This window comes from Magnetospirillum sp. 15-1, from assembly GCF_900184795.1.
GTDB lineage: Bacteria > Pseudomonadota > Alphaproteobacteria > Rhodospirillales > Magnetospirillaceae > Phaeospirillum.
In genome coordinates this window covers 1-23,239 of record NZ_FXXN01000008.1, presented here as the reverse complement: position 1 = coordinate 23,239, position 23,239 = coordinate 1, and the positions used below count along the sequence as shown (strand labels likewise).

Here is a 23,239-nt window from a genome sequence, read left to right as displayed (position 1 = left end):
GCCCGACCAGCTTGCCGGTCATGGCCCATTTGACGAAGGCATCCTCGCTGGCCCGCAACGCCCCGGACATGGCGCGTTCGGCAGAGGCGGCAGCATTGGCCGCTTCGTCGGCATAGGCCCGCACTGCCCGGATGGCGCCGTCCTGCCAATCACGGCTGGCGGCCAGCTTATCCTGCTCCAGCTCCCGATAACGGCGGGTGTAAGCCTCTTCCGACAAGGTGCCGCTGGCCCGCTGCTCGTTGAGCTTGGCCAGTTCCTCGGCAAACCGCTGCGTGGCGTCGTAGGCCAGAGTGGTCTGGCGGGCCTCGTCCTTGACCGCCTCGGCATATTGGCGCGATCGTGCCGCCCGATACTCTCCCACCTTGGGATCGTCCTCGGCCAGCTTGTGGCCGCGGGCGAATTTGGCCACGTCATTGTCGATGGTGACTGTGCGAACGCGGTTGCGATCACTACTGCGCACCGCCTCGGCCAGCCTCACCTGGGCGTCGATCTCGCGTTCCAGATCGGCGACGGCGCGAGCGGCCTCGCTGTTGGCGCGGGATTTCTGCACCTGGGCGTAGGAGGCTGCCAGTTCGCCATTGGCATCACTCAGCCCCTTGGAGGCCTGTTCGGCCAGCCAGTTGGTCCGTTCCGCCAGGATGGTGTCGGCCACCGATCCTTTGGCGGCATCGACGAGGCGATCATTGGCGGCGACTTCCTGCCCCATGGTGCGAATCAGGCCGTTCTTCTGCTCCAACAGTTTGGCGGCATCGATGCGGCGCAGCGCCCGGTCGTATTCGGCCACCGCCGCGCCGTTGTTCTTGAAGGCGAACTCCAGCACCTTGGCATCGCGGGCGGCGTCGAGCTGGGCCTGACCGCCGGTGCGGGCGGCTTCGGCCAGACGCTCCTGGCCACGGGCCTGGAGATTCAGCCCCAGCACCTCGGCCTGGGCTTGGGCGGACATTTCGCCCGATCCCTTGGCTTCAGCCTCGCGGGCCAGCAGATCCTTGATCTCCTGTTCCTTGGGCTGGGTGCGATAGACGCCGCCCTGCTGGAACAACTCCTTCTCGATCTGGCGAAAGCCCTTGGCCGCCTCGTATTGGGCCTTGGTGCGGGAGAACTCGGCGTTGCCGGCGGCGCGGGCCGCATTCAGCTTCTCCTGCCATTCCACCTCGAATTTAAGGTCGGTCAGCTTCTCCAGATAGCTGGGCTCGCGCTGCTCGGCCCGGACCCGGTCGCGTTCCATCTTGGCATGGGCTTCCATGCCCGCCCGCTTGCGGGTGATCTCGTCGAGATCGGCAGCGACATCCTGGCGCTCGGCCAGCAGACGGCGCAGTTCCTCGTTTTCCTCCCTGACCGCCATCACCACCACACTGTGGGTCCCGGCGGGCAGCGGCTTGTCCAGCGCCTGCTCGCCCCCCAGGGCGGCGATGCGCCGATCCAGATCGGCCAGCCGCGACTTGACGGTGGATTCCCCCGGCGTTAGCGATTCCAGCGTCGCCGCCCCGGCATTGGCGCCGCCCGACAGAACCTTGCGCAGCCAGGGGGCGTTGGTGAAGGCAGCCCAAGCATTGGCCATGCGGGTGAAGGACCGCTCGGCGGTGTCGGCGCTTTCCTTGGCGGCTTCGTCGAAGCCCCGCAACGCCTTGATCAGGGTGTCGCGGAAGAAATCCGCCGTGACCTTGCCCTGGGTGACCATCTGACGGAACCCGCCCGAGGGCAGAGCGGCGGCCCGGTCGAGAGCCTGGAGCAGGCCCGGCATGGGCTCGACGATCTGGTTGAGCTCCTCGGCCCGCAGTGTGCCCGAGGACAGCCCCTGGGCCAGACCGAACAGCGACTGCTCCAACTGCTCGGACGACGCACCCAGCGCGATGGCGGTGGACTGGAAGCCCTCCAGCAGAGCGCGGCTTTCGCCGGTGGTGATGATCCCGGCTTTCTGCAACGCGGCCAGCCGGGAATAGGCCCCGACCACCGTCTCCAGGGCGGTGCCGGTCTTCTGAGCCTGGGCATAGAGATAGCTGGTGGTTTCGGTGAGCGCCGCGGCGCCGACCAGACCCTTGAGGCGGGCCTCCAGGCTTTCCACCTTGATGGTGGACTCGACCATGGCCTTGCCGAAGAAGCCGATGGCCGCGCCCGCCGCCAGCCCCGCCGGTCCCAGCGCCATCATCACCGAGCCGATGGGGCCAAGCCGGGAAGCAAACCCCGCCATGCCGCCCTGGATATCCTGGCTGACGGCATTCATGGCCAGCAGCGACTTCGACGCCGGTTGCGCCGCCGTCTCGATGCGCAGCAGGGCCTTCTGCCCATCCTCGCCCAATTGCAGCAGGGCGCGGCGCACGGTTTCGCCGTCCTGCAAGGATAGGCGGATGGAGACGGATTTGGTGGCCATGGGGAGCGTGCCTTCGGCTTCCGCGAGCGGGCGGCTGCCCGCACCCGCCCGGAAGCACAGCTTCCGGACCTTCAGTTTTTTCTCAATAATTCAGGGTGGGTCCGGGAGGTCCGCGACCTCCCGGATGGGGTTCGGGGCAATCGCCCTGATCATGGTTCCGCAGTCAGCTTCGCCGCCCCCGTCACCATGCCCCGCTCGGCGAACGGCAGCAGCCTCGCCAGCAGGGGCTGGTCGTAACCCATGGCCTCGGCCTGGATCAGCAGGGCCGGAAGGTCGAGGCCGGTGATGCCGCCACGGGGACCGATGCGGATGGCGCCGATGGCCCCGGTCAGCAATTCCCAGACTTGCCAACCGGATTCGGTCAGGGGGGCGTTGCGGTCATAGGGGCAGTCGCAGTCTCCGCCACAGCCTCGGCAGTAGTCAGGCCCGCCGCCGAAGTGCCATTCGGCGCGGGCCTGGAGACGTTTCCCTCGGCGATGACCGCTTCATGGGTTTCGGTGTACTGGACGACGAAGGACTCAGCCATTCGGGGAAGCTGCATCAGTTCAGCGATGGCGGTGTCCGTGACTTCGGCTGGCCGATCATCGGCATCCAGCACGCCTTCCCATTTGGTGATGGCCGACCGGGCCAGCCCTTGGGCGAACAGCATCTGCGACAGCCCGGCCAGGGCGTCCTCGTCGGACAGATCCGGCAAGCCGGTGATGTCGGCCCCGGCGGCCTTCAGATCGGCATGCTCGGCGGCGATGGCGCGGGCCATGCGCCAGCCTCGGGCACGGGAGGCCTCGTACACCGCCGTGGTCAGGGGACGGACGAACACCTTTACCCCGTGGGGCAGGTCGAGCCAGTACGGCTCCTTCGGCAGGGACAGTCGAATCATGGTCAGTACCCCGCCACGTCGTTGACCAGGGTGACGCGGAGCAGATATCCGGCCACCGGATCGCGGGCCGCCCGCCAGTCGTAGCTGGCCTGGATGCCGCCGGGACCTTTGATCTCCTGCTTCTTCTTGGGGCAAAAGACACGGGGCAGATGGAAGGTCAGGGCAAAGGCCGAGCCGGGAATGGTGAAGCCGTATTCCATCGCCACCGGGCTTTCGGCTGCGATGGCGGCGGTCAGGGTGGTGTCGGTGCCGAAGCGGATGTCCACCGAGCCTTCGGCGGTGGCCTCGGTCTCGTCCACGCCGTCGATCAGGCCGTCGGCGCGGATGGTCTCGACGCGCTCCAGGTTGTTGGAAAAGGACAGCTTGCCGCCGACAACGTTGGCGAGTTGGCTGCCGCCGACACGGATGGTGCCGCTGCCCTGGCTGAAGCGTTTCAGGGCGAAGCTGGTGGGCGTGATATCGATGGTGGCGGCAGCTTCGCTCTCTCCCTGGGCGATGACGCCGATACTGGCGTTGGCCGCGCCTGACCGGGCCATGTCGAAGGCCAGCTTGTCCAGCTTGGCACCGCCATGGCGGAAGAATTTCGGCGTCGCCAGCGCAGCGTGGCCGATTTCCAGTGCCAGGCTGGGTAGCGTGCCGCCCGAGGTGAAAACATGGTCGAAACTGCCGTCACCGTTATCGGCGGTGGCGGGCGCCCCGAACAGGCCTTTCAGCCAGAAGCCGAGCGCCCGCACATCCAGCGGCACGCCGATATCGCCCTCGTCCTTGATCGCCTCGTAGAACGGGTCCTGGGCATCGCGGCCCTGGCCCAGCAGCGGGTCGTAGCCCAGCGGACGCTCGGCCCCCAGGCTGGATTCCTTGAACGACAGCCGTCCATAGCCGTCGGCCGGTGCCAAGCCGTAGCTCGCCTCGAAGGCGGCCAGCAGCATGCAATCGGCGCCGTAAGCGCGCGTCTTGCCCATAGCGAAACTCCGATCGGAAAGGGTCAGGCCAGCGGATCGTCGCTAGCGTAATGGATGGTGACAGGCACCGAGGCGCCGCGCAGGGCGGCAGCACCGTCGATGGCGAGGCCGGATGTCTTGGGGGCACCCCAGTCCAGCCATTCGGCCAGACCACCGAGGGAACGGTCAGTGGCCAGGGCATTCCCTACCGCCATCAACACGGCGTCCAGGGCGACGCTGTCGTCATCCTGGCCGCGCTGGAGGATGACTTCGATCTCGGCCTGGTGTTCCCAGAGATAGGAGAGCGGTGATAGCAGCACTTCCGGGTCGCCGGGATCGCCGTCGCGCAGGATAATCAGTCCCCCGGCAGGCACCGTCTCGGGCAACGGCGCCTCCCGTTTGATCGTGGCATCGGGTACGGTCTCCAGCCGCGCCAGCAGGGCGGACAGAATTTGCTCACGGATGCTGGGCATGGGTAGAGATCCGATCTGGATGCGGAGAATGTTGGCTGTTTCTCCGCACGTTCTGCGGAGAATGCGCGCTCTTGCAATTTGGCAATTTGCACGTACATACTGGGCATATCGCCAAGGAGCGCAGCCATGCCCACACCAACCGCTATCATTGATGTCGTCGGGGGTCCCTCAGTCATCGGGGCTGCTATTCTCAGTCAATTCGATCTGATCCGTGCCGTTCGGGCCGGACTACCGGTCAGTGCTGTGCATGCCTTGATGCAGTCGGGGCGGCTGTCCCGTGCGGAAACCGATCGTGTCGTACTGCCGCGCAAGACACTGGCCCATCGGGAGCGCATCGGCACCCTGACCACGGATCAATCTGACCGGCTGATGCGGGTCGCCCGCGTCATGGCGATCGCCGAGGAGGTCTTCGGCACTCAGGACAAGGCGCATCGCTGGCTGCGACGGTCCACCACCGCGCTGGCCAATGAGATTCCGCTCGATTTGCTCGACACCGAAGAAGGTGCCCGGGAGGTCGAGACCATTCTGGGCCGCATAGCCCATGGGATCGCGGCCTGATGCGTCTGTGGCGACTGGCCCGTGAGGCCCATTCCGCCTTGGACGGTGAAGGTGCCCGCATGTTCGGGGGGCGCTGGAATTCACCGGGACGGCCCGTCATGTATTGCGCCGGATCAGCCGCTCTCGCCGTCCTTGAGGTTCGTGTCCACCTCGACCTGCCGCTTGATCTTCTGCCCGAGGATTATCGGCTATTCGCGATCGAGGCCGGTGACGTGGGATTCGAAGACGCGCAGCCCCAAGCCATGGAAATCGCCAGGGCCTTTGGCGACGAGTGGCTTGCCTCGGGAAGAAGCGCGATTCTACGGGTGCCGTCCGTTATCGTGCCCGAGGAGTGGAACGTCCTGATCAATCCACTTCATCCCCATGCTCAGCACATTCAGGTCGAATCGCAGCGCCCCTTCCAATTCGATGCGAGACTGTTCTGACAGCCATCACCGCCAATTCCTGACGATCAGCTCCGGCAGCGCCGAAGCCCACCGCTCGGCAGCTCCGTCCACGTCGAGGCGCTTCTTCAAGCTCACCTGCGGCACCAGGATGAACATCACCACGGTGGCCAGCCCGCGCCCGGAGCGGAGCGCCGAGGCGCTGCCCTTGGCGAAACCGCCCCGTTTGCCGGTCCGTGCCCGCATGTTCTCGGCCACCAGCAGCGAGGGAGCGCCGCGGCGATAGATGAAGCGCAACCGGCTCCCGTGCATCTGCTCCCACAGGCCCGGCGTCATGCGCTTGGCCCTCGACCCGGTTCCGGCGGCGGGCGTGGGGATCGCGAGGAAAAAGCCATGCTTGGATTTGATCACCGCGCCCTGGTCGAAGGCGCGGATGATGGTGGGAGCCCTGCTGAAGACGAAGCCCGCGGCCTTGATGCTTTTCCGGCCCTTGGGATAAAGCTCGGCCCGCCAGGTGTTGGCGAGGCGCTGGCCCATGCCCGCCTCGGTCACTTGGCGGCGGAGATCGGCCTTCAGACCGTCGGCGGCCTGCCGCATTCCGGCAGTGACGGCATCCTCGGCGGCTTTGACCTCCTCGGCCATGATCTTGCGCAGATCGCCGGAAATCGCCGCCGCCAGCTTCATGCGGGTCTCACGCTGATGGTCCAGATCAGACGCTCGGCATCCAGGCGGGGTTCGCCATGGACAACAAAGCTGTCGCCGTCATGGGTGATGATGTCCCCGGCCCGGGGTGCCGGAACGTCATGCCGCCGAATTTCGAACACCGCCGTGCTGGTCTGCACGGTGATGTCGGAGAATTTGATATCGCGGTCGGGCCGCCGTACCAGGGCACGGATGGACCGGCCCTGGTAGGTAACGGTGACCGCCATGTTCGGGTCGGCGAACAGGTCGTCGAAGGCGTCGGCGAAGGCGCTCATCAATTCCCCGAGAACAGGCGGACGGCCAGACGCGGACGCTTGTTGACCGGCAGGATCGAGGCTTCGGTCTTGACGTCGATGGCGCTGCCGTCCTGGCGGGCCAACTGGCGGGCGTACATGGGCACGCCCAGGGTGTTGACCGTCTCGATCAGATTGGCCGGGGCGCCATAGGTGACGAAGGTGTCCATGGTGCCGAGCGGAAAGGCGATGCCTTCGCCCGCCGGGATCAGGGTTTCGGTCTGGCCGGTGGAGAGGGTGACGGTGGCGCTGTATTCTTCGAACACCATGCCGGCGAAGGGGAAGCGGCGGCGGACATCTTCCCTGAGCGGCTGGGCACCGGTGGAGGAGAAATATTGGTACGCCTGCTCGACCTTGGCATGGCCGATCAGCTTGTCAAAGAATTCAGGGCTGACCAGGGCCAGCACGCTGGTCATGGTCTCGCCCTTGAGTTCCGTCTCGACCTTGCGCAAAACCTCGCGGATCTTGGCCTGGACGTTGGTGGTGGCGGTGCCCAGGGTGAAATCCACCTGCTGGCGGCTCAGGGCGAACTCAGAGAAGTAGTCGTAAAGGGTGGACCCGGCACCGTCGCGGACCACGCCCTTCAGCGCATTGACCTCCATGAACTCGCGGGTCTGGGCGTGCTTCGAGCGCATGCGGGTCAGCTTGCGTTCCATCACGGTGGCCAGCGGATCGGCGGCATCGGCGACGCCGAAACCGCGCACGCCCTGGACGTCCTGGGGGGTGATGGAATCATCATCGGGAATCCACGGCACGGTGAAGGAGCGCATGCTCCGGGCATCGCGATTGGCGACGGTGGCCGGACCACCCAGCGGCACGGTGGGCAGCAGGTTGAGGACACCCTCGGCCTGCTCGATGATAACGCTGCGCTGGGTGACACCCTCGAAGCGGAACAGCCCCATCTGCCCCAACCGGGTGTAGAGGTTGGGCAGCAGGTTGATGGCCTGGGTCATTTCGGCGAGCGAATAGCCGCCCGCGTCGAACGGGTTGATGATGGCGTTCATGGAAAACCTCAGACGGTGGTGCGGGCGACAAGGCCCAGAGCGGCGAGCTGGCTGACCTTGGCGGCCCGTTCGGCGGGCTGGTCGACCGAGGCGTCAAATACCAGGGCACCTTCGGCCAGAATGACCGGGCCACGGGCGGCGATCAGGCCGGTGACGGCGGTATCGGTGGCGTCCACCGCTTCCAGCAGCACGGCGATGGCGGTTTCCGCACCTTCGTCCCCGGCCACCAAGGCGGCGGGCGACAGGCGGTATTCGCCACTGGCGGTGATGCGGCCCAGAACCGAACCCAGGGGATAGGACGTGCCCGCCTTCAGGGTGACGGTCTCGCGGGTATAGCTGGTGTTTAGTTCGAACTTCAGCAGATCACCCAGGGTGGGCTTCGCGGTGAGGACGGGCATGGTCAACCTCCGTGACGGGCGGCAGCGTCACGGGCACGCCGGACGATGGGGCTTTCGGTTTCGGCCTTGGGCGTCGCCCCCGCCGGGGCAGCCGCCACCAAATCGGCGGCATCGGAGCGCGACGCCAACTGATCCAGCACGGTGCGGCGCAGGGCCTCGGGGCGGATACCCTTGGCCATGGCCTCGGCGGTGTCGATGGCGACACCCAGGCGGGCTGCCTGGGCCGAGATGGCGCTGATCTCGGAATATTCAGCCCGCAGGCGCTGCTCCAGATCCGCATTGGCCTGGGTGGTCGGCTGTTGGGGTGCGGCAGCCGTGATGGGGACATCCCCCTGGGGTTCGGACATCGGGACTTCCTTTCGGGCGGCGATGGGATGGAAAATGGAAGGACGCGCCAGCGTGGCACCGAGATCGGCGAGGGCGACGCGGAGCGTGCCGACCTTGTCGGCCAGCCCGGCGGCCACCGCCTGATCGCCGCGATAGACCGCAGCCTCGGTGGCCCGCACGGCGTCAGGCGATAGCCGCCGCCGCTCGGCCACCAGGGCGGTGAATTTTCCGTACAGGGCATCGACATCGGCCTGGAGCGTGGCGCGGGCGGAGTCCGACAGCGGTTGATGGGGATTGCGATCGACCTTCGCCGCCCCGGCATGGATGAAGCTCCAGGCCCGCCCGGCCTGAGCGTCGGCAGCGGATTCGTCCACATGGATGGCGACCACGCCGACCGAGCCAACCTCACCCGTCTGGGTGACATAGAGGCGGTCGGCGACACACGCGATGGCGTAGGCCGCTGACAGCGCCGCCTCGTGGGCAGAAGCCCAGATCGGCTTGCCGCACTGGGCGCGGATGGCCTGGATGTGGTCGACCAGATCGAACAGGCCGCCGACCTCGCCGCCGGAGGAATCCACATCCAGCAGAATGGCCCGGATGCCGGGATCGGTGGCCGCCGCCTCGATGGTGTCGGCGATATCGGAATAGGCGGTCAGGCCGCTGGCGGCGCCGAGATAGCCGGAGCGGGCCACCAGGGTGCCGATCACCGGCACGATGGCGATGCCGTCGGGCGTCACCGCTACCTCGGCGGAAGGTGCCGCATCAGTATCGAAGGGTATGGCCTGTCCGGCCAGCCGGGGGCCGAGGGCGCCCAGGATCACGTCCAGCTTGGCGCGGGCAACCAGCAGCGGCGTCCCGTACAGACGGGCCGCGATATGAGGCAGATCGTGCATGGTGGTCCTTACTGTGTCGGTGCGGACGGTATCGGCGTGGTGCCGAGAACCAGCCCCAACCGCTGTTCACGGGCCTTATCGGCGGCGATTTCGGCATCCACCTGTTCGGCGTCGAAGCCGCGCTCGGCCAGAGCCTGGGTGCGGCTCTTGAGACCTGCGTCGATCTGCTCGATTTCGGCCCGTGCGTCTTTGAGCGGATCGACCCAGTCCCATTTCGGCGGCAGCCAGGAACAGGCGATGAAACCGGCCCGGTTCGGCTCATAGCCCTTGATGGTCAAGGCGCCTGCCATCACGGCGGTGTCCATCCAGCGCTGCCAGACGGCGCGGCAAAGCTGGTAGACCATGACCGCGTGCTGCCAGGCGTCGATGCGGCGGCGGAATTCCAGCAGGGCGAGGCGCGAGTTGGAGTAATTGGCCTTCAGCATGTCGTTGGACAGGTAGGCGTAGGGCACCCCCAGGGCGGCGGCGATCTGCAACAGGGTGCGGTACTGGAACGCCTCGTAGGAGCCGCCCACGTCGGCGGGGGCCGAGGTCTGGATCTCCTCGCCCGGCTCCAGCATCACCACCTGGCCGGGCTGGACGTCCATCACCCGGTCGCCGGTGCCGCCATCCTCGGCGATATCGAATGGCTCGCCGGGACTCGGCGTGGTGACGAACAGCGCATACATGGCCGCCACCTTCTTGCGGTCCAGTTCGGCGTCGTCGTACTGGTCGAGCAGGAACAGCTTGACGATGGCCGGGGCAAAGCGCGACACGCCGCGCAACTGCCCTGCATCCACCGGGTCCATCACATGGATGATCTCGGACGCCGGGACGCGGACGGTTTCACCCGCCATGCCGGGATCGGTGGCGTCACCGGGATGGCGGCGCAGGAAGTGATAGGCGACGCGACGACCGATACGGTCGAACTCGATGCCCTGGCGGATGATATTGCCGGAGGGCAGGGTCTGGTTCCGGGTCAGCGGCAGCATTTCCGAGGGCAGCATCTGCAATTGCAGCGGCACCGACAGGCCGTCCTCGGGCCGACGCGGGCGGAAGCGGAAGAACACCTCGCCCGCGATGAACACCTCCCGCGCCGCCCGGCGCTGCTGGCCGTAGAAATCGGTCAGCCCCTCGGCGTCGGATTCGTCGGTCCAGGTCAGCCACAGCTTCTGCACCGCAGCCTTCAAGGTGGCGTCCTGGATCAGCGAGGACGGCTTGATCCCGGCGCCGACCACATTGCCCGCCCAACTTTCGATGGCGTTGGCGGCATAGCCGTTGTTGCGGATCAGATGGCGGGCGCGAGCGGTGATGTCCGACCCGGCGGCGGCGATCAGGGTGTTGAGATGGGCGCGGCTGGGCTGGAAGCCCTTGAGACGGCGGTTGGCCATGCCCGCCTCGAAGCCGCCGATGAAGGCGCCCACCTTGCGGCGCAGGGCCGACAACATGGTCACAGCCCCTTGCTGGCCACGGTCAGGATGCGACGGCGACGGCCCTTGCCCTCGGCCAGGGCGATACGGCGGTCGAGATCGGCCAGCACCTGATTGGCCTGGGTCAGGTCGTACTGGACGGTGCGGTCGCCCACGGTGACGCGGGCCACCAGCGAGTTGCGCCGCGCCAAGACGCGTTCGCGCTCGGCCTTCAGTTCGTCCAAGGTCATGATCAGCCCATATAGCTGGAATGAAAAACCCGCCGGGAGCGGCGGGTCTGGGGGCGGCGGATCTGGCCCGCCTGGGGTTCTTCGGTTTGGGCCAGATCGGATATGGCCAGTTGTGCCTCCAGATCCCGCCACTTGGCTTCGGGCCAGCGGTCGGCACCGACGATCCAGGCGGCGGCGCGGGCATAGACCCGGCAATCCAGCGCCTCGTTGCGCTCCCTGAGCTTCTGCCATTCCAGCTTGGTGAAGCCGCGGCGGTTCTTGACCGTCACCAGCTGCTCGGCGACGAACTGCTTGCACCACTCGGACTCGGCCCACGATGGCAGATGCACCGTTCCGGCAGGGAAACGGACACCTTCGGCCAGTTCCTCGTCGGTGGGGCGCTCGAGCCGCAGGAAGCGGTAGGTCTCCGACTTGAAGGTGGAGACCGCCACGATCCATAGCCGGGCGCCACGGCGGATTTTTTTGCCGCCCTCGGTGGCGTCCACATAGGTGGGGCCCGACACCGGGCTGGAGCGGTTGAAGCCCTCGACGCCCTTGACCGGCGACACGCTGGCGACGCCCATTTTGCGGCCCCAGGTGTAGACCGCCGAGGCTTCATAGCCGCTGTCGATGGCCAGACGGGCGATCTTCAGGGCGGCGCCGTTGGCGTGGACCCAAGTCTTCGCCAGCACTTCTTCCAGGCTCGCCCAGGTTTCGGCATGTTCCGGCCCGCCCTCGATGACGATGTGGTCGATCAGCCAGCTTTCGAGGTTTCGGCCCCAGGCCCAGACATCGATCTCGATGCGGTCCTTCTGGACGTCGGCCCCAGCGGTCAGGAACAGCCCGCCTACCGGCACGATGCCGTTGGCCCAGGTCTCGCGGCGGTCGTAGAGCCGCTGCCAGTCGGGCGCTTCACCAGATTCGACCCAGGTTTCGCCCAGCACGGTGTTCTTGAACACCCGCAGCGCGTCATCATTGCCCTGGGCGGCTTCCCACAGCCGGGCGATGTCGCGCCACGACTGCCAGCCCGGCGGCGAATACAGCGCCGAGATGTGAAAGCCGATGGTGCCGGGATCACTGGCAATGGCGGTGGCCTGCCATTCGCCTGCCGCCAGCATGGCCCCCTTGTGGTGCTCGGCGATGTCCTGGTCGCAGGATTCGCAGACGTAACGGACGCTGCCCGGCTGGCCCTTGTCCCATTTGAGGCGCTCGAATTTCAGCCACTGCATGGTCCCGCAATGGGGACAGGGCACGAAGAACCGGCGCTGGTCGCTGGCCTCGTATTCCCGCTCGATGCGGGACATGCCTCGGATGGTCGGCGTCGAGGCCAGGAACGCTTTCCGCCGATGGGCGAAGGTCAGCGAGCGGGCCTCGGCCAGCCCGACCGGATCGCCTTCCTCGTCGGCGGAGGCCGGATAGGCATCGACCTCGTCGAGAAACAGGTAACGGGCCGGCATGGAGCGCAGCCCCACCGCACTGTTGGCCCCGGTCAGCACCAATGTGCCGCCGGGAAAATCCTTGGACAGCATGGTGTTGCCGGCGTCACGCGACCGGGCAGGCTTTACTCGCTCCCGGATGGCCGGGCTTTCGTCGATCAGCGGGTCGATGCGCTGGCGCGACGCCCGCTTCGCCATCTCCACGGTGGGCTGGACGCACAGCATCGGCCCCGGCGCATGGTGGATGACGAAGCCGATGAAGCAGCACCCGGCCTCGGTGGCCCCCACCTGGGCGGCTTTCATAAACACCACCCGCTGCACCGGACTGGTGGGCGACAGCGCGTCCATGATGTCGCGCATATAGGGTGTGCGGGCGGTGCGATACCGGCCCGGTTCCGCCGAGGCCCGGCTCGACAGCATGCGGTGCTGATCGGCCCATTGGGAGACGGTCAGGCGGGGATCGGGGCGCATGCCCTCCTGCCATGCCTGCAACACCGCATCCGCCCCCCGAAACCCGAACGCCTCATCGGAAGTTCGGCTCGATGGCGGCGAGTTCGTCGAGATGGGCGTGGACATGGGCTTCCAGCAGGGTCTGCATCACATGCGGGTCGATGCCGATTTCGGCCGCCATCTGCCCGGCCACCCGGGCGGGCCAGGTGATCCAGGCATCGCGTTCCTGCCGCGCCAGCTTGAACACCAGGGCGGTGGCCCGCGCCCGGTCGACCACCTCTTCCTTGAGGCGATCAACCTGGATACGGGCTTTCTGGGCCTTGGCGACCTCGTGAGCGGTGCGGGCCTGGGCGAAGGTGGCCCCGGCGGCGGCGGAGACCGGAACAGCCGGAGCAGTTTCACGCTGGGGCGTAGATGCCGAAGTAACGGGGGCTACGACCACCGGCTTCGGCGCAGAAGTAGCCCGTCGGCCAGGATCGGTTTGGGCATCCCAGGCGGCATCGGCCTTCACCGGGTCGATGGTGCCGTCGGCTTCCTGGGGAATCCTGCCCGTCTGCACCGCCTTGCGCACGGCGGTATGGCTGACGCCACGCCTGCGCGCGTATTCGCGGACGGATAATCCCATGATCGATTTCCGCTGAAATAAGCAATGAAATTAGACGCTTAATCTGTTGATGCATCGGGCCGACAGAGCGATGAATGTCCCCACGAACAGCGGAGGACAAAACGATGAAGCGCACTGACAACACCAAGGCCATGGACGCCTTTCTCRCCAAGAAGGCCGAATTCGACGCCATGCTGGCCCGGCTGCAGACTTTGAGCGCCGACCACTTCAACTGGGCGTCCGACGAGATCAATTGGGGCCACGCCGGGACCATGGTCCACTACACCGAGATGCTGAAGGCCATCAGCGACAGCGCCTTCCAGGAAGGTGAATTCGCCGCCTGATCAGCGGCTTTCCCTTCCGCCCCGACCGGCTCCAGGCTGGCGGGGCTCGGGGTGGTACAGGCGGCGGGACTGGCCCGCGCCATCCTTGGAGGTCCACCCCATGACCCAACTTTCCGACACCCAGGCCGTCATCCTGTCCGTCGCTTGCGCCCGCGAAGGCGGCTTCCTGCTGCCCATCACCGCCGCCTTGAAGGGAGGCGCGGTGAAGATGGTGCTGACCAGCCTGATCAAGAAGGAACTGGCCGAGGAAATCCCCGCCGAACCCGGCGCCCCCGTCTGGCGCGAGGACGAGGACGGCACGCCGCTCACCCTGCGGGCTGCGCCCGCCGCCTACGAGGCGTTGGGCATGGGGGCCGACACGGGCGCGGACTCAGGCCCGGAAGAAGAACCGGCGACGGACATGGCCGCCCAACCGGAACTCCCGGTGACGGAGGCCGAAGCCGCCACCGGCGAAGCCGAAGAGGTGGCCGCTACCGACACCCAGGACACCCCCCGTGCCCGCAAGACCCGCCAGGGCAGCAAGCAAGAAGCCCTGATCGCCATGCTGAAACGGCCCGAAGGGGCCAGCATCGCCGAGATCACCGCCGAATTCGGCTGGCAGCCCCACACGGTGCGCGGCGCCATCGCCGGAGCCTTGAAGAAGAAGCTGGGCCTGGAAGTCGCCAGCGAAAAGGTCGAGGCCAGGGGCCGGGTCTATCGGATCGTCGGTTGATCACAGCAGGGTAAGCTGCTGAACCTCATCCAGGCGGATAATTCCGTTGATCAGCCACGTATCCGGATGTAGCGAATGCGTACCCATGGCGAGGAGCATTCCTTTGCGGGGATATTCCTCGCCAAACCGCGTCTGCATATTTTCGAGCGCTTTGCTCTCGCCATAGGTGTTCGACCACTTGAAGAAGGTCGCTTCGATCTCCCAATCCTGGCAAGTGCCTTCTCGCCGCCCATCGTCGGTTCGGTAGCTATACTTGAACTTATACGGGGCCGGCGTATACGGAATTAGCGGTCTGGTGTTGAACAGATCGGGCTGAGCATGAAGGGCCTCGAATTTCGCCTTCTGGGCCTTGATCTCGTCGTCGGATTTGCGTTCCACATGGAAGCCGGTGATTTCGGCTTTCAGTAATGCCAAGCTCCTGCCCTCGCTTCGTTCCTTATCCAGACTGGTGACGATCGACCGGGCCAAGAATCGCTCTCGTTCTACCGGCTTCAATTCTCCGGTGATCGTCAACGCGTTCTGGTCGATCCTGCGCGACTCTGCGCGCCCATCATCCTTCGGCATCCGCCAGCGAAATCGAATGCGATCCCAGCGGCCGAATTTCTTGCCCTCGTCAAGATGACGGAAAGATACCGGATACAACCGGAGCCAATTTCCGTAGAGATCTATCGCGGCACAGCACACTGTTTCCCCGTGTCGAACACCGACCTGGGGCGCGGCCTTGATAAGAACAATTGCTTCAGATTCCCCCGAAGGCGAGATCTCCAGCGCCATGATACCCTTGAGGACGTGATGACCTGAGGGCGAGACCTTGCCGCACCCCAAGGTGGTGTAATTTGAAACATTCATACACCATCATATGCATCGCCACAATCGAACGATGGCAATTCTCTGGATTGCGCTCGTAGCACAGGAGACAGGAGGGAGAATCAATCGACAATCCGACCGCCTCGGCCAGATCGGCTGTCGCTTCCGGTGTCTTCATGTGGGCAGCGAAGATTTCCGAGAACAAGGCGTGTTTCCCAGCCTTCGCTGCGTCGCGACCAGCTTTTGGATCTCCAAGGCCCGCCAGATGCACATACCGGAGGCCAAAGGAAGCGGCGCCCAATCCAAGAGCCTTCTTGGAAAACCCCGGCTTACGGGAGAACGGCACGTCGCGAACGTCGATGAGGGTTTTAATGCCGGAAACAAGCAGCGTCTCCCAGAAGTCACCGGGCGCCGCACCTTCATATCCGATCGTGTAAAGCGCTTGCGTTCCCAAGGATCAAAGCTCCAAATTCGAGTTCACCTTACCATAGGTGTGCAGCCATTAACGAAATTTGAACCCTCCTGGCAAGCGTTCCCAGTTTCATCGCTCCCGAATTGCCTCGAATGCCCGTCGAAGGGTATAGCTCCGAATGATCGAGACTGCTGTGAACACACCGCCAATGGCGAGGTTGTCTGACAGGCTAGCGTGGAGCCCGAAGTGCGGGAACACCACCACCTGGGTGGCGACCGCTATGCCATAGCCGATCACCACGTTGGCGGCGGCCTCGACCAGGGACATGCGGCGGGACTGGCGCATCGAGCTACGACCTTGAAATTGAATGATTAATTCGCTTGATAAGCAACCAAGGCAGAGCGTTACTGGCTTCACCAAAACGGAGGCCAACACCATGCAGACCCGAGACCAAGCCCTGACCGAGATCGCCACCCAGATCCTCGACCTGGAGACCCTGGATACCCGCAAGAGCGACCGGCTGGACTTCCGCGAACTGGCGGTTTGGCAGATCAAGAAAGCCCTGGAAGCGGCCTACGCCGCCGGCCAGAAGGCGAAGTGATCATGGCCCTGACCGTTCGCCCCACCGACGCCAAGTACCAGCATTCGCTGCGCCGGATCACCCGGCGCTGACCACCTTCCCGGCGGCGAGTTCGTCGAAACTCCGGCCATCGCCGTCCAGTACGGCCTTCTGGCCGGTCAGCTTCTGCCAACGGCCGACGATCACGTCGGCATAGGCCGGATTCAGTTCCATGGCGAAGCAAACGCGCCCAGTGGTCTCGGCGGCGATCACCGTGGTGCCGCTGCCCGCGAACGGTTCGTAGACCGCCTCGCCCTCGGCGCTGTTGTTAAGGATCGGACGGCGCATGCATTCCACCGGCTTCTGGGTGCCATGGACCGTGGCTTCGTCCTCATCGCCGTTATTGCCTATGGCCCAGATGGTGGCCTGATCCCGCGCTCCCTGCCAATGGCCGGTTCCGCTCTTGCGCACGGCGTACCAGCAGGGCTCGTGCTGCCAGTGGTAATCACCCCGGCCCAGGACGAAGCGGTACTTCGACCAGATGATCTGGGCGCGGAGCTTGAAGTCGTTGGCCTCCAGGCTGTCGGCCACCGTTCTGGTGTAGATGGCCGAATGCCAGACATAGGCGACCTCGCCGGGGAACAGCGCCCAGGCTTCCCGCCAATCGGCGCGGTCATCGTTGGCGACCTTGCCGGTACGCGAGGTGGAGGACACGCCGGCCTGATTGCGCCATTCGGGATCGTATTCAACGCCGTAGGGCGGGTCGGTCACCATCAGGTGCGGCATGGCTCCGGCCAGCAGACGCTCCACATCGGTGGCGCTGGTGCTGTCGCCGCACAGCAGGCGATGCTTGCCCAAGATCCACAAATCGCCGGGCCGCGTCACCGGATCGACGGGCGGCTCGGGAACCTCATCTTCATCCCCATCGCCCTGGCCGTCGACCTCGTCGTCGAGGGGGGCCATCAGGGCATCCAGTTCCTCGGCGGAGAAACCGATCAGGTCGAGGTCGTAGCCCTCGGCATTGAGCGCGTGCAGTTCCGCCGCCAGGGTTTCATCGTCCCAACCGGCATTCAGGGCCAGCTTATTGTCAGCCAGGATGTAGGCGCGGCGCTGGGCCTCGGTCAGATGGTCGAGGATCACCACCGGCACCGTGTCCAGGCCCAGGGACTTGGCGGCGGCCAGTCGGCCATGCCCGGCGATGACGTTGCCATTGCTGTCGGCCAGCACCGGATTGGTCCAGCCGAACTCGACCATGCTGGCAGCGATCTGGGCGACCTGGCTGTCCGAATGGGTCCGCGCATTGCGGCCATAGGGGATCAGCCGGTCGATGGGCCAATGCTCGACCGTGTCGGGAAGCGGATGGGTCATGATCAGTCCGTGCAGTCGCAGGGCAGGCAGTCATCGGATGGACCGCCCTCGAAATCCCGCTGGCGGCGGACGAAATTGAGCAATTCGCGATAACTGGGCCGGTCGGCGCGGAATAGCGCCATCTCCGGCTTGGTCAAGGTGCCGAGCGCCGGGGCGTTGCGTTCCATGTCGATCCACCACCTGGCCCGTTCGGGGAACAGGCGCATGATCCCCTTGATGGTGGCCGCGCCCTTCATGAAGCAGAGGTCGCAATTGCCCAGGGGCGTCTTGCCATTGTTGTCGGGCAGGCCGAGATCGAAAGGCTGGCGCTTCCAGAAGGCCGAGACGTCCTGGCGGCTGACCTTGGCCTGATCCAGCGGCAGGAGGGTCTCGAAGCGTTCCTTGCCGGCTTCGTTCATGGCCTTCTGGCGGGCGACTCGACGGGGTTCGTCATGACGCAGGCCGACGACGTTGGTCCATTCCGCATAGCCCAGCATGTCGCGCATGAAGGCGATACCGCGCTTGACCTTGAGGTAATGGGTGCAGAGCCGCATGGTCGGATTGGGCAGGAAGCCCCGCACCTTGATGATCTTCTCGAAGGGCTCGCCATCACGCGACGCGCTGTTGTAGCCGACCACGCTGGTATCAAACGGCTCGGCGGGGTCGTATTCCAGCCAAGTGATCGGGACCGACCAGCGCACCGAGCATTCGTGGACGAAGCGCAGCGTCTGCTCGAATTCCCGGCCCGTATTGAAAAACACCACATGGATGTCGGCGGGCAGTTGCCCATCATGGGCGTCCAGGATCTGGCGCAGCATGTAGCCGGACGTGCGCCCGCCCGAGAACGACACCAGCGCCGGGCCGTCGATGAGATAAGGATTGCGGGTCATGGCCGTTGTCCTGCCGCCTGGATGCGGCGGCCGATCCAGCGCATCACCGGCACGGCCATGGAATTGCCCAGCGCCCGGTAACGCGGGCCGTCGGGACAGTCCTCGGCGGCCTTCTTGCGCCAGAGGATCTGGGTGTAATCGTCGGGGAAGCCCTGGAGCCGTTCGCATTCGCGGGGCGTCAGGCGGCGGACGGCCATGCCGTGTTGGACCGCGAGCTGGCCACCGGCATTGGCGCGGTCCACCGCATTCATTGCCCGCAAGGTCGGCGCTATGGTTTCAGCGGCAACCGGGGTAGCCGCCTTACAGTCGAAGGCCACATAGGTCTGCTGCTTGGTTCCCGGCTCGGCGGCCAGGGCGCCGGCAATGTCCAGGTGCCGGACCTCGTCACGCTGATTCTGGGCGAAGGCCACGTAGCTGCGGCTGGAGCCGCCGCTGGCCGCCCGCAGGCTGGCGAGGTTGTCGGCATCGATCTCGGCCTGCGCCCCACCGTCGCGGCCGCGCAGATTGAACGCCACGGCGTGTTGCTTGCCCGCCTGCAAGGTGAACATCGGATCACCATCACTGCCGACACCGATCCCTGCGCGGGGATCGGTGGTGCTGATGCCGGTGCGGGCACCGGCCTCCTGAATGGGAATGGCCACAGGCACCAACGGAGTGCCACGTCCGGTGCCGTCCTCCGAGGCGTCGAAGCCCTCGCCGCGCAGGGAATGGGTGACCAAGGTATCGATGTCGGGTCGGTGGGCGAGGTTCGACTTGGCCCGCAGGGTGTGGGCGATCAGCGTGTCGGTGCAGTCGCTGTCCACACCACGGGACAGGTCGCGTGCCCGCAAGGTGGTGGCGACGAAGGTCTCGCTCTCGAAATCCATCCGCCCGCTGGCCGAGGCGCAGGCATTGAGCGCGGTGGCCACCTCAATGGGGCCGGAGGTGTTGTTGCCGCCGAACGCTTCGGCGATCAGTCCGCCGCTGGTGGCGAAAGACGTTTCGCCGCTTCGGCCAGCGCGAGCATCAAGCGTGGGGGCAACGCCTTGTTCCGCTTCTCGGCGCGGCGGATGATCCCGGCGCACGCCTTGGCGCTCAAGAAGTACTTGGACGGGATCGGCCCGGTCTCCAGCACCTGCGACAACGAACACACGACGGCGGCGTTGGGCCAAGCCGAAATATTGGGCGTCGAGCACCCGCCACGCGACTGTGCGCGCGGGTCCAAACACAACACCAGCGTCCGACCATTTCCTCCCTGGCGGGACGACCGGACCATCTTCTCCGGCCAGTCCGCCCAGAAGGCATCCGAAGGCGTTGTCGCGGGTGGACAGGACTCCGGGGACGTTCTCCCAAACAATCCAAGCTGGGTCGATGGCATCGGCGAGTTCCACGAATTTGAGGGCAAGATTGCCACGGGCGTCGTCGAGCGACTTGCGCAAGCCCGCCACCGAGAACGCCTGACAGGGCGTGCCGCCCACCAGCACGTCGATCTTCCCGCGCCACGCCGATCCGTCGATGGCGGTCATGTCGCCGAGATTCGGGATGGTGGGATAGCGGTGCGCCAGCACGGTGGAAGGAAACGGCTCGATCTCGGCGAAGAACGCCGCTTGCCAGCCCAACGGCTCCCACGCCGCCGTCGCCGCCTCGATTCCGCTGCACACCGAGCCGTAAACCAGCCCCTGGACGTGCGGCATCAAGCCGAGCGCCGGGATACCCGGCTCGGGATGGACAAGCTGCATGGCGGTGGAAACCTGGATCAGGTGGAAACTGGAAACCTGCCGCTGGAAACCCGATCAGGTTTCCAGCGGTGGTTTCCACCCAGGTTTCCAGCCAGCCGGAAACGTTAAAGGCGCGCTGTCGTTGGACAAGCGCGCCTTTGGGCTGGAAACTGGAAACCTAAGTGGAAACCCAGATTTTCGGGCTGACGCTAGCGAAATCGGGCGCTGATGCCGCCCGCATAGGGGAAGTGCCGGGGAGGACCCGCGATATCCGCGCAGCCTCTCCGCAGCTTGTTCTATTCTTTCGCCCGCTCCGGGCGGCGGATCATTTGATGATCGTCTTCGCCGCCCCTCGTGAGCATGGGTTCATATCTACCCCAGACTGGCCATTCCTGTCGCGGCCTGCGATGTATCGATACACTTTTCGCTTTCCTCCGTTGCCTTGGTGCGGGCGATCAGGTCGACCTTGGAGATGTGACGGGGGATACGCCGTCCGTTCAGCGTCCAGGCGATGACACAGAGCGCGAACAGCCAGTGCCGATGCGCGGCGGAGCGGGTCATGCCGACCTTCCAGCAGATTACCTTCCACGGATCGCCGTCGGCCCGCAGCCAGACGATCCTGGCATCGACCGGATCGAGATGGCGCAGCCAGGGCAAGGTTTCGTCCATGCGGGTGATGGCGGCAGCCGAGGGCGGCGGACGGCGGAGCGTCACGTCCTCTGTCGCCAGGCACTCCTGGATATAGGGTGGCCATGTACTGGCGTGGCCCTGAACCCTGGTGTCGGGCAGGCGGCGCAGGGTGTCGGCGGCTTCGGCGAGGCGTTCCTCGACCAAGGACGGCGTCCAGTTCATCGGACACCTCCCTGGGTGTCGATGGCCCAGGTCAGGATGGCCAGGGCGTCGGCCTCGTTGTCGTCCTCTGGGCTGAAGCCCTTGGATCGCATGGCGGCGATCACCGCTTCCTTACCTGCATTGCCCTTGCCGGTGGCATGGCGCTTGATGGTGCCGACCGGTACGCCCTGGTACGGGATGTGCTTCAGTTCGCACCAGGCGGTGAGGTGAGCGAGGAAGCCGCCATAGATGTGGGCCGCATCGGTCCCGGCATGGCGGCGGACTTCCTCGAAATGCAGGAGGTCGATCTTCTTGGCGGCGAATTCCAGGTGGTCGAGCCAGGACCGGAAACGCAAGAAGCGCATTCCGCCGCCTTCATAGCGGCTGGGCTTGAATTCCATGGTGCCGGATACGACGGAACCATCGGCCAGACGCATGGCCCAACCGGTGGTGGTGCCCAGATCAAGGGCGAGGATGGTGGTCATGGTGAAGGCTCACGAGGTTGTGGGCCTTCGGCTTTGGTCGAGGGAAAGGCTATTGCCCGTGGACTCCCCGTTCAAGCGGTTTCCTGGAACGCCGTAAGGATGCGGAGGTTTTCGTAAAGTGAAGGAGCGTGTTCCCACGTTCCCACCTGGAACGTCGTTTCAAAACCTTTTCCCAGGAAAATATATTTACAATCCATAGCGTGTTTATGTGATTAAAATATACAACCATAATGGCTAATTTTTCTTTTTCCTGAAATGAGTCCCCAACAAGGTGGGAACAGTGGGAACGGTAGGAACAGGCAGGGTTTCCGTGGCTTCCAGCCGTTCCCACCTGAATCGGGAAGTGGGAACAGGTGGGAACAGAATGCTGGCAGGTCGGGTGCAGATCGGTATCGCCCGTTTTTCAGGTGGGAACACTTATCCGGTTCCGCGAGGTTCGCGCCACGGGAGCGAGCGATGCTATGATCACCGCGCCACCTTCCGGGATGCAGAAAAATGCCGTTCTATCCAGTTCGGAAAGACTTTGCGTTTGACGTCCAATGCCATGCGAAATGTGGCCACACGTTGAAATCCAACGTTGCAACCATTCTCTGTGATGAGCATGGGACAGAATATCCTTTTGGCCCCACATGTGCCCGCAACCATCTCGACGAAGATGGGGCCGCCCAATTGCGACGTATTCCGGATTTTACGAAAGCTGCTCCGGGGCAAGATCGCGAAGGAGGGAAACGCGTCGACGGTGAACACTCTGGAGGAGGTGTTCGGGATGACGAGGCCGCCAAGTTCAAGCGGATAGTCACATATATGCTTCTGCGCCAGGAACGTCTTGCACATATCCCTGGAGCGCAGCTTGATGTCTTAGGCCAATATCATGCTGCGTACTTGGAAGAAGGAGCGCTCTCTGACGATGCTGTTCGGCATATTGGAAATATTGAGAAAAAGACCGCCGGAGGAAGATATGGGTACAATAACCTCCAGACTGTCTATGCATTTGATCGTTGCATAGAACGCGCCATCAGGGGAATCCCAGAGGATCGTCGCAGTTTTGTCGGGGATATCCTCAGATATCTCAGGGACAATTTGTACCTAACTCAGAAGCAGATCGATGGGTTAGACAAATGGCTGAAGCGTATCGATGGCTATCTGCCTCTGGATCCTTCCGGCTTCTGGAAGCGATAAGCTGAGAAGCCTCTGGCATCATCCTGGGTTTCGATGCCGCCATTCGAGGGAGCCGTTAATGCGACAACGGTATCGCTCCCAACCGCGCGCCTTGAGGTACGCGCCGACGCGCATCTGGTCGCCCTTGGTCCACTTGGCCGGTTCGATGCCGATGGCGTTTTTGAGGATTTCGCCAACCGACACGTCGGCGAGCGGTTCGGGCCGGGCAACCTCCACGTCGCGCCAGTCGTCGTAGGCGCCATTGCCGTAATTGATCCGCTCCTTGTCGTAGACCAGCCAGCGGTCGATCAGGCCGTCCCAGGCATCGCCCTGGTAGCGTTCCTCCTGGGCGGTTTCGGCCATGTGTCTGGTTTCTTCGTCCTCGATCCACCACTTCACGCCATTGGCGTACCAGACCATGGCTTCGGCCCAAAGTTGGTCGCGGTCACGGCGCAGCGCGGCGATGTCGATCCTGCCGCAGCGGACGGGCCAGAAGCGGCGATTGCCGGTCTCGTCGCGCAGATAGGTGTCGGGATTGACGGTGCCGGCGAACACGCACTGGCGCGGCACGTCGATGACGTAGCGTTCATAGGGCGGGCGATAGCGATCGACCGAGCGGGACAGGAACGATTTGATCCGGGACACCTCGGCGCGGCCGATGGCATCCAGTTC

At 64.9% G+C, this 23,239-nt stretch carries 30 protein-coding genes; 7 read left to right on the top strand and 23 right to left on the bottom strand.

The features are described from left to right. The 5 genes from CP958_RS00540 to CP958_RS00520 all read right to left on the bottom strand — a co-directional run. The coding region (locus CP958_RS00540; protein ID WP_096700086.1) for a tape measure protein at positions 1–2,368 on the bottom strand (2,368 nt) is incomplete at its 3' end. A gap of 149 nt (positions 2,369–2,517) precedes the next feature. Beyond that, on the bottom strand, positions 2,518–2,703 hold the full coding sequence (locus tag CP958_RS00535; RefSeq protein WP_096700085.1) for a hypothetical protein: 186 nt from the start codon (positions 2,701–2,703) through the stop codon (positions 2,518–2,520). A gap of 26 nt (positions 2,704–2,729) precedes the next feature. Continuing rightward, positions 2,730–3,245 (bottom strand): hypothetical protein, encoded by a 516-nt coding sequence (locus tag CP958_RS00530; RefSeq protein WP_096700084.1) that lies wholly within the window; start codon positions 3,243–3,245, stop codon positions 2,730–2,732. 2 nt (positions 3,246–3,247) lie between these two features. Beyond that, the gene (locus CP958_RS00525; protein WP_096700083.1) at positions 3,248–4,207 is read right to left on the bottom strand and encodes a phage tail tube protein; all 960 of its coding nucleotides are present in this window, start codon (positions 4,205–4,207) and stop codon (positions 3,248–3,250) included. Between the two features lie 23 nt (positions 4,208–4,230). After that, a complete protein-coding gene (locus CP958_RS00520; protein ID WP_096700082.1) occupies positions 4,231–4,659 on the bottom strand; it encodes an acyl-CoA transferase in 429 nt (142 codons plus the stop codon). Positions 4,660–4,785: 126 nt separating this feature from the next. On the opposite strand from CP958_RS00520, the gene CP958_RS00515 reads away from it, so the two are divergent. Then, complete coding sequence (locus CP958_RS00515; protein WP_096700081.1) at positions 4,786–5,217, top strand: antitoxin Xre/MbcA/ParS toxin-binding domain-containing protein; 432 nt, start codon at positions 4,786–4,788, stop codon at positions 5,215–5,217. Then, complete coding sequence (locus CP958_RS00510; protein ID WP_096700080.1) at positions 5,217–5,642, top strand: RES family NAD+ phosphorylase; 426 nt, start codon at positions 5,217–5,219, stop codon at positions 5,640–5,642. The genes CP958_RS00515 and CP958_RS00510 overlap by 1 nt, the downstream gene beginning before the upstream one ends. Before the next feature lie 6 nt (positions 5,643–5,648). Here the strand turns inward: CP958_RS00510 and CP958_RS00505 are convergent, their stop codons facing one another. From CP958_RS00505 to CP958_RS00465, 9 genes are read right to left on the bottom strand one after another with little or no spacing between them, the layout of a single operon-like run. Then, entirely contained in the window at positions 5,649–6,284 is a 636-nt protein-coding gene (locus CP958_RS00505; RefSeq protein WP_096700079.1) for a DUF6441 family protein, read from the bottom strand. Next, positions 6,281–6,577: a hypothetical protein gene (locus tag CP958_RS00500; RefSeq protein ID WP_096700078.1), complete on the bottom strand. Its 297-nt coding sequence runs from the start codon at positions 6,575–6,577 to the stop codon at positions 6,281–6,283. The genes CP958_RS00505 and CP958_RS00500 overlap by 4 nt, the downstream gene beginning before the upstream one ends. Then, positions 6,577–7,599, bottom strand: coding sequence for a major capsid protein (locus CP958_RS00495; RefSeq protein ID WP_096700077.1), 1,023 nt, complete (start codon positions 7,597–7,599; stop codon positions 6,577–6,579). The genes CP958_RS00500 and CP958_RS00495 overlap by 1 nt, the downstream gene beginning before the upstream one ends. A gap of 8 nt (positions 7,600–7,607) precedes the next feature. Beyond that, positions 7,608–7,997 (bottom strand): head decoration protein, encoded by a 390-nt coding sequence (locus tag CP958_RS00490; RefSeq protein ID WP_096700076.1) that lies wholly within the window; start codon positions 7,995–7,997, stop codon positions 7,608–7,610. 2 nt (positions 7,998–7,999) lie between these two features. Then, positions 8,000–9,217: a S49 family peptidase gene (locus CP958_RS00485; RefSeq protein WP_096700075.1), complete on the bottom strand. Its 1,218-nt coding sequence runs from the start codon at positions 9,215–9,217 to the stop codon at positions 8,000–8,002. Between the two features lie 8 nt (positions 9,218–9,225). Then, positions 9,226–10,644 carry a phage portal protein gene (locus tag CP958_RS00480; RefSeq protein WP_096700074.1) on the bottom strand — a complete coding sequence of 473 codons (1,419 nt, stop codon included), beginning with the start codon at positions 10,642–10,644 and terminating at the stop codon, positions 9,226–9,228. Positions 10,645–10,646: 2 nt separating this feature from the next. Further along, positions 10,647–10,856 carry a hypothetical protein gene (locus tag CP958_RS00475; protein ID WP_096700073.1) on the bottom strand — a complete coding sequence of 70 codons (210 nt, stop codon included), beginning with the start codon at positions 10,854–10,856 and terminating at the stop codon, positions 10,647–10,649. 2 nt (positions 10,857–10,858) lie between these two features. After that, entirely contained in the window at positions 10,859–12,847 is a 1,989-nt protein-coding gene (locus CP958_RS00470) for a phage terminase large subunit family protein (RefSeq protein WP_096700072.1), read from the bottom strand. After that, positions 12,795–13,346 carry an elements of external origin gene (locus CP958_RS00465; RefSeq protein WP_096700071.1) on the bottom strand — a complete coding sequence of 184 codons (552 nt, stop codon included), beginning with the start codon at positions 13,344–13,346 and terminating at the stop codon, positions 12,795–12,797. Before CP958_RS00465 ends, CP958_RS00470 begins: the two co-directional genes overlap by 53 nt. A gap of 104 nt (positions 13,347–13,450) precedes the next feature. On the opposite strand from CP958_RS00465, the gene CP958_RS00460 reads away from it, so the two are divergent. Both CP958_RS00460 and CP958_RS00455 read left to right on the top strand, forming a co-directional pair. Further along, positions 13,451–13,669 (top strand): hypothetical protein, encoded by a 219-nt coding sequence (locus tag CP958_RS00460; protein ID WP_096700070.1) that lies wholly within the window; start codon positions 13,451–13,453, stop codon positions 13,667–13,669. 100 nt (positions 13,670–13,769) lie between these two features. Beyond that, positions 13,770–14,381 (top strand): DUF3489 domain-containing protein, encoded by a 612-nt coding sequence (locus CP958_RS00455; protein WP_096700069.1) that lies wholly within the window; start codon positions 13,770–13,772, stop codon positions 14,379–14,381. Here the strand turns inward: CP958_RS00455 and CP958_RS00450 are convergent, their stop codons facing one another. The 3 genes from CP958_RS00450 to CP958_RS00440 all read right to left on the bottom strand — a co-directional run bounded on the left by CP958_RS00450 (position 14,382) and on the right by CP958_RS00440 (position 15,927). Then, positions 14,382–15,155: a hypothetical protein gene (locus tag CP958_RS00450; RefSeq protein WP_141400364.1), complete on the bottom strand. Its 774-nt coding sequence runs from the start codon at positions 15,153–15,155 to the stop codon at positions 14,382–14,384. Further along, a complete protein-coding gene (locus CP958_RS00445) occupies positions 15,121–15,642 on the bottom strand; it encodes a DUF488 domain-containing protein (RefSeq protein WP_096700067.1) in 522 nt (173 codons plus the stop codon). The genes CP958_RS00450 and CP958_RS00445 overlap by 35 nt, the downstream gene beginning before the upstream one ends. A gap of 87 nt (positions 15,643–15,729) precedes the next feature. Then, positions 15,730–15,927 (bottom strand): hypothetical protein, encoded by a 198-nt coding sequence (locus tag CP958_RS00440; RefSeq protein WP_242442657.1) that lies wholly within the window; start codon positions 15,925–15,927, stop codon positions 15,730–15,732. 109 nt (positions 15,928–16,036) lie between these two features. On the opposite strand from CP958_RS00440, the gene CP958_RS26190 reads away from it, so the two are divergent. After that, on the top strand, positions 16,037–16,201 hold the full coding sequence (locus CP958_RS26190; RefSeq protein WP_170958776.1) for a hypothetical protein: 165 nt from the start codon (positions 16,037–16,039) through the stop codon (positions 16,199–16,201). A 57-nt stretch (positions 16,202–16,258) separates the two neighbouring features. Here CP958_RS26190 and CP958_RS00435 read toward each other — a convergent pair whose 3' ends face one another. The 3 genes from CP958_RS00435 to CP958_RS00425 are packed head-to-tail and all read right to left on the bottom strand — an operon-like array spanning position 16,259 to position 20,114. Continuing rightward, positions 16,259–17,527 carry a DNA methyltransferase gene (locus tag CP958_RS00435; RefSeq protein WP_096700065.1) on the bottom strand — a complete coding sequence of 423 codons (1,269 nt, stop codon included), beginning with the start codon at positions 17,525–17,527 and terminating at the stop codon, positions 16,259–16,261. A 2-nt stretch (positions 17,528–17,529) separates the two neighbouring features. Continuing rightward, positions 17,530–18,396 carry a phosphoadenosine phosphosulfate reductase family protein gene (locus tag CP958_RS00430; RefSeq protein ID WP_096700064.1) on the bottom strand — a complete coding sequence of 289 codons (867 nt, stop codon included), beginning with the start codon at positions 18,394–18,396 and terminating at the stop codon, positions 17,530–17,532. Further along, positions 18,393–20,114 carry a DNA cytosine methyltransferase gene (locus CP958_RS00425; RefSeq protein ID WP_096700063.1) on the bottom strand — a complete coding sequence of 574 codons (1,722 nt, stop codon included), beginning with the start codon at positions 20,112–20,114 and terminating at the stop codon, positions 18,393–18,395. Before CP958_RS00425 ends, CP958_RS00430 begins: the two co-directional genes overlap by 4 nt. Here CP958_RS00425 and CP958_RS25670 point away from each other — a divergent pair. Next, entirely contained in the window at positions 20,113–20,322 is a 210-nt protein-coding gene (locus CP958_RS25670; RefSeq protein ID WP_141400363.1) for a hypothetical protein, read from the top strand. The genes CP958_RS00425 and CP958_RS25670 overlap by 2 nt on opposite strands. Positions 20,323–20,465: 143 nt before the next feature. On the opposite strand, the gene CP958_RS00420 is transcribed toward CP958_RS25670, so the two are convergent. Both CP958_RS00420 and CP958_RS00415 read right to left on the bottom strand, forming a co-directional pair. Beyond that, a complete protein-coding gene (locus CP958_RS00420; RefSeq protein ID WP_096700062.1) occupies positions 20,466–20,945 on the bottom strand; it encodes a DUF6362 family protein in 480 nt (159 codons plus the stop codon). Next, positions 20,942–21,409: a hypothetical protein gene (locus tag CP958_RS00415; RefSeq protein WP_096700061.1), complete on the bottom strand. Its 468-nt coding sequence runs from the start codon at positions 21,407–21,409 to the stop codon at positions 20,942–20,944. Before CP958_RS00415 ends, CP958_RS00420 begins: the two co-directional genes overlap by 4 nt. A gap of 495 nt (positions 21,410–21,904) precedes the next feature. Here CP958_RS00415 and CP958_RS25665 point away from each other — a divergent pair, with 495 nt between their 5' ends. Then, complete coding sequence (locus tag CP958_RS25665; protein WP_141400362.1) at positions 21,905–22,588, top strand: hypothetical protein; 684 nt, start codon at positions 21,905–21,907, stop codon at positions 22,586–22,588. An 18-nt stretch (positions 22,589–22,606) separates the two neighbouring features. Here CP958_RS25665 and CP958_RS00405 read toward each other — a convergent pair. Next, positions 22,607–23,239: virulence-associated E family protein (locus tag CP958_RS00405; RefSeq protein ID WP_242442656.1), on the bottom strand; the 633-nt coding region annotated here is incomplete at its 5' end.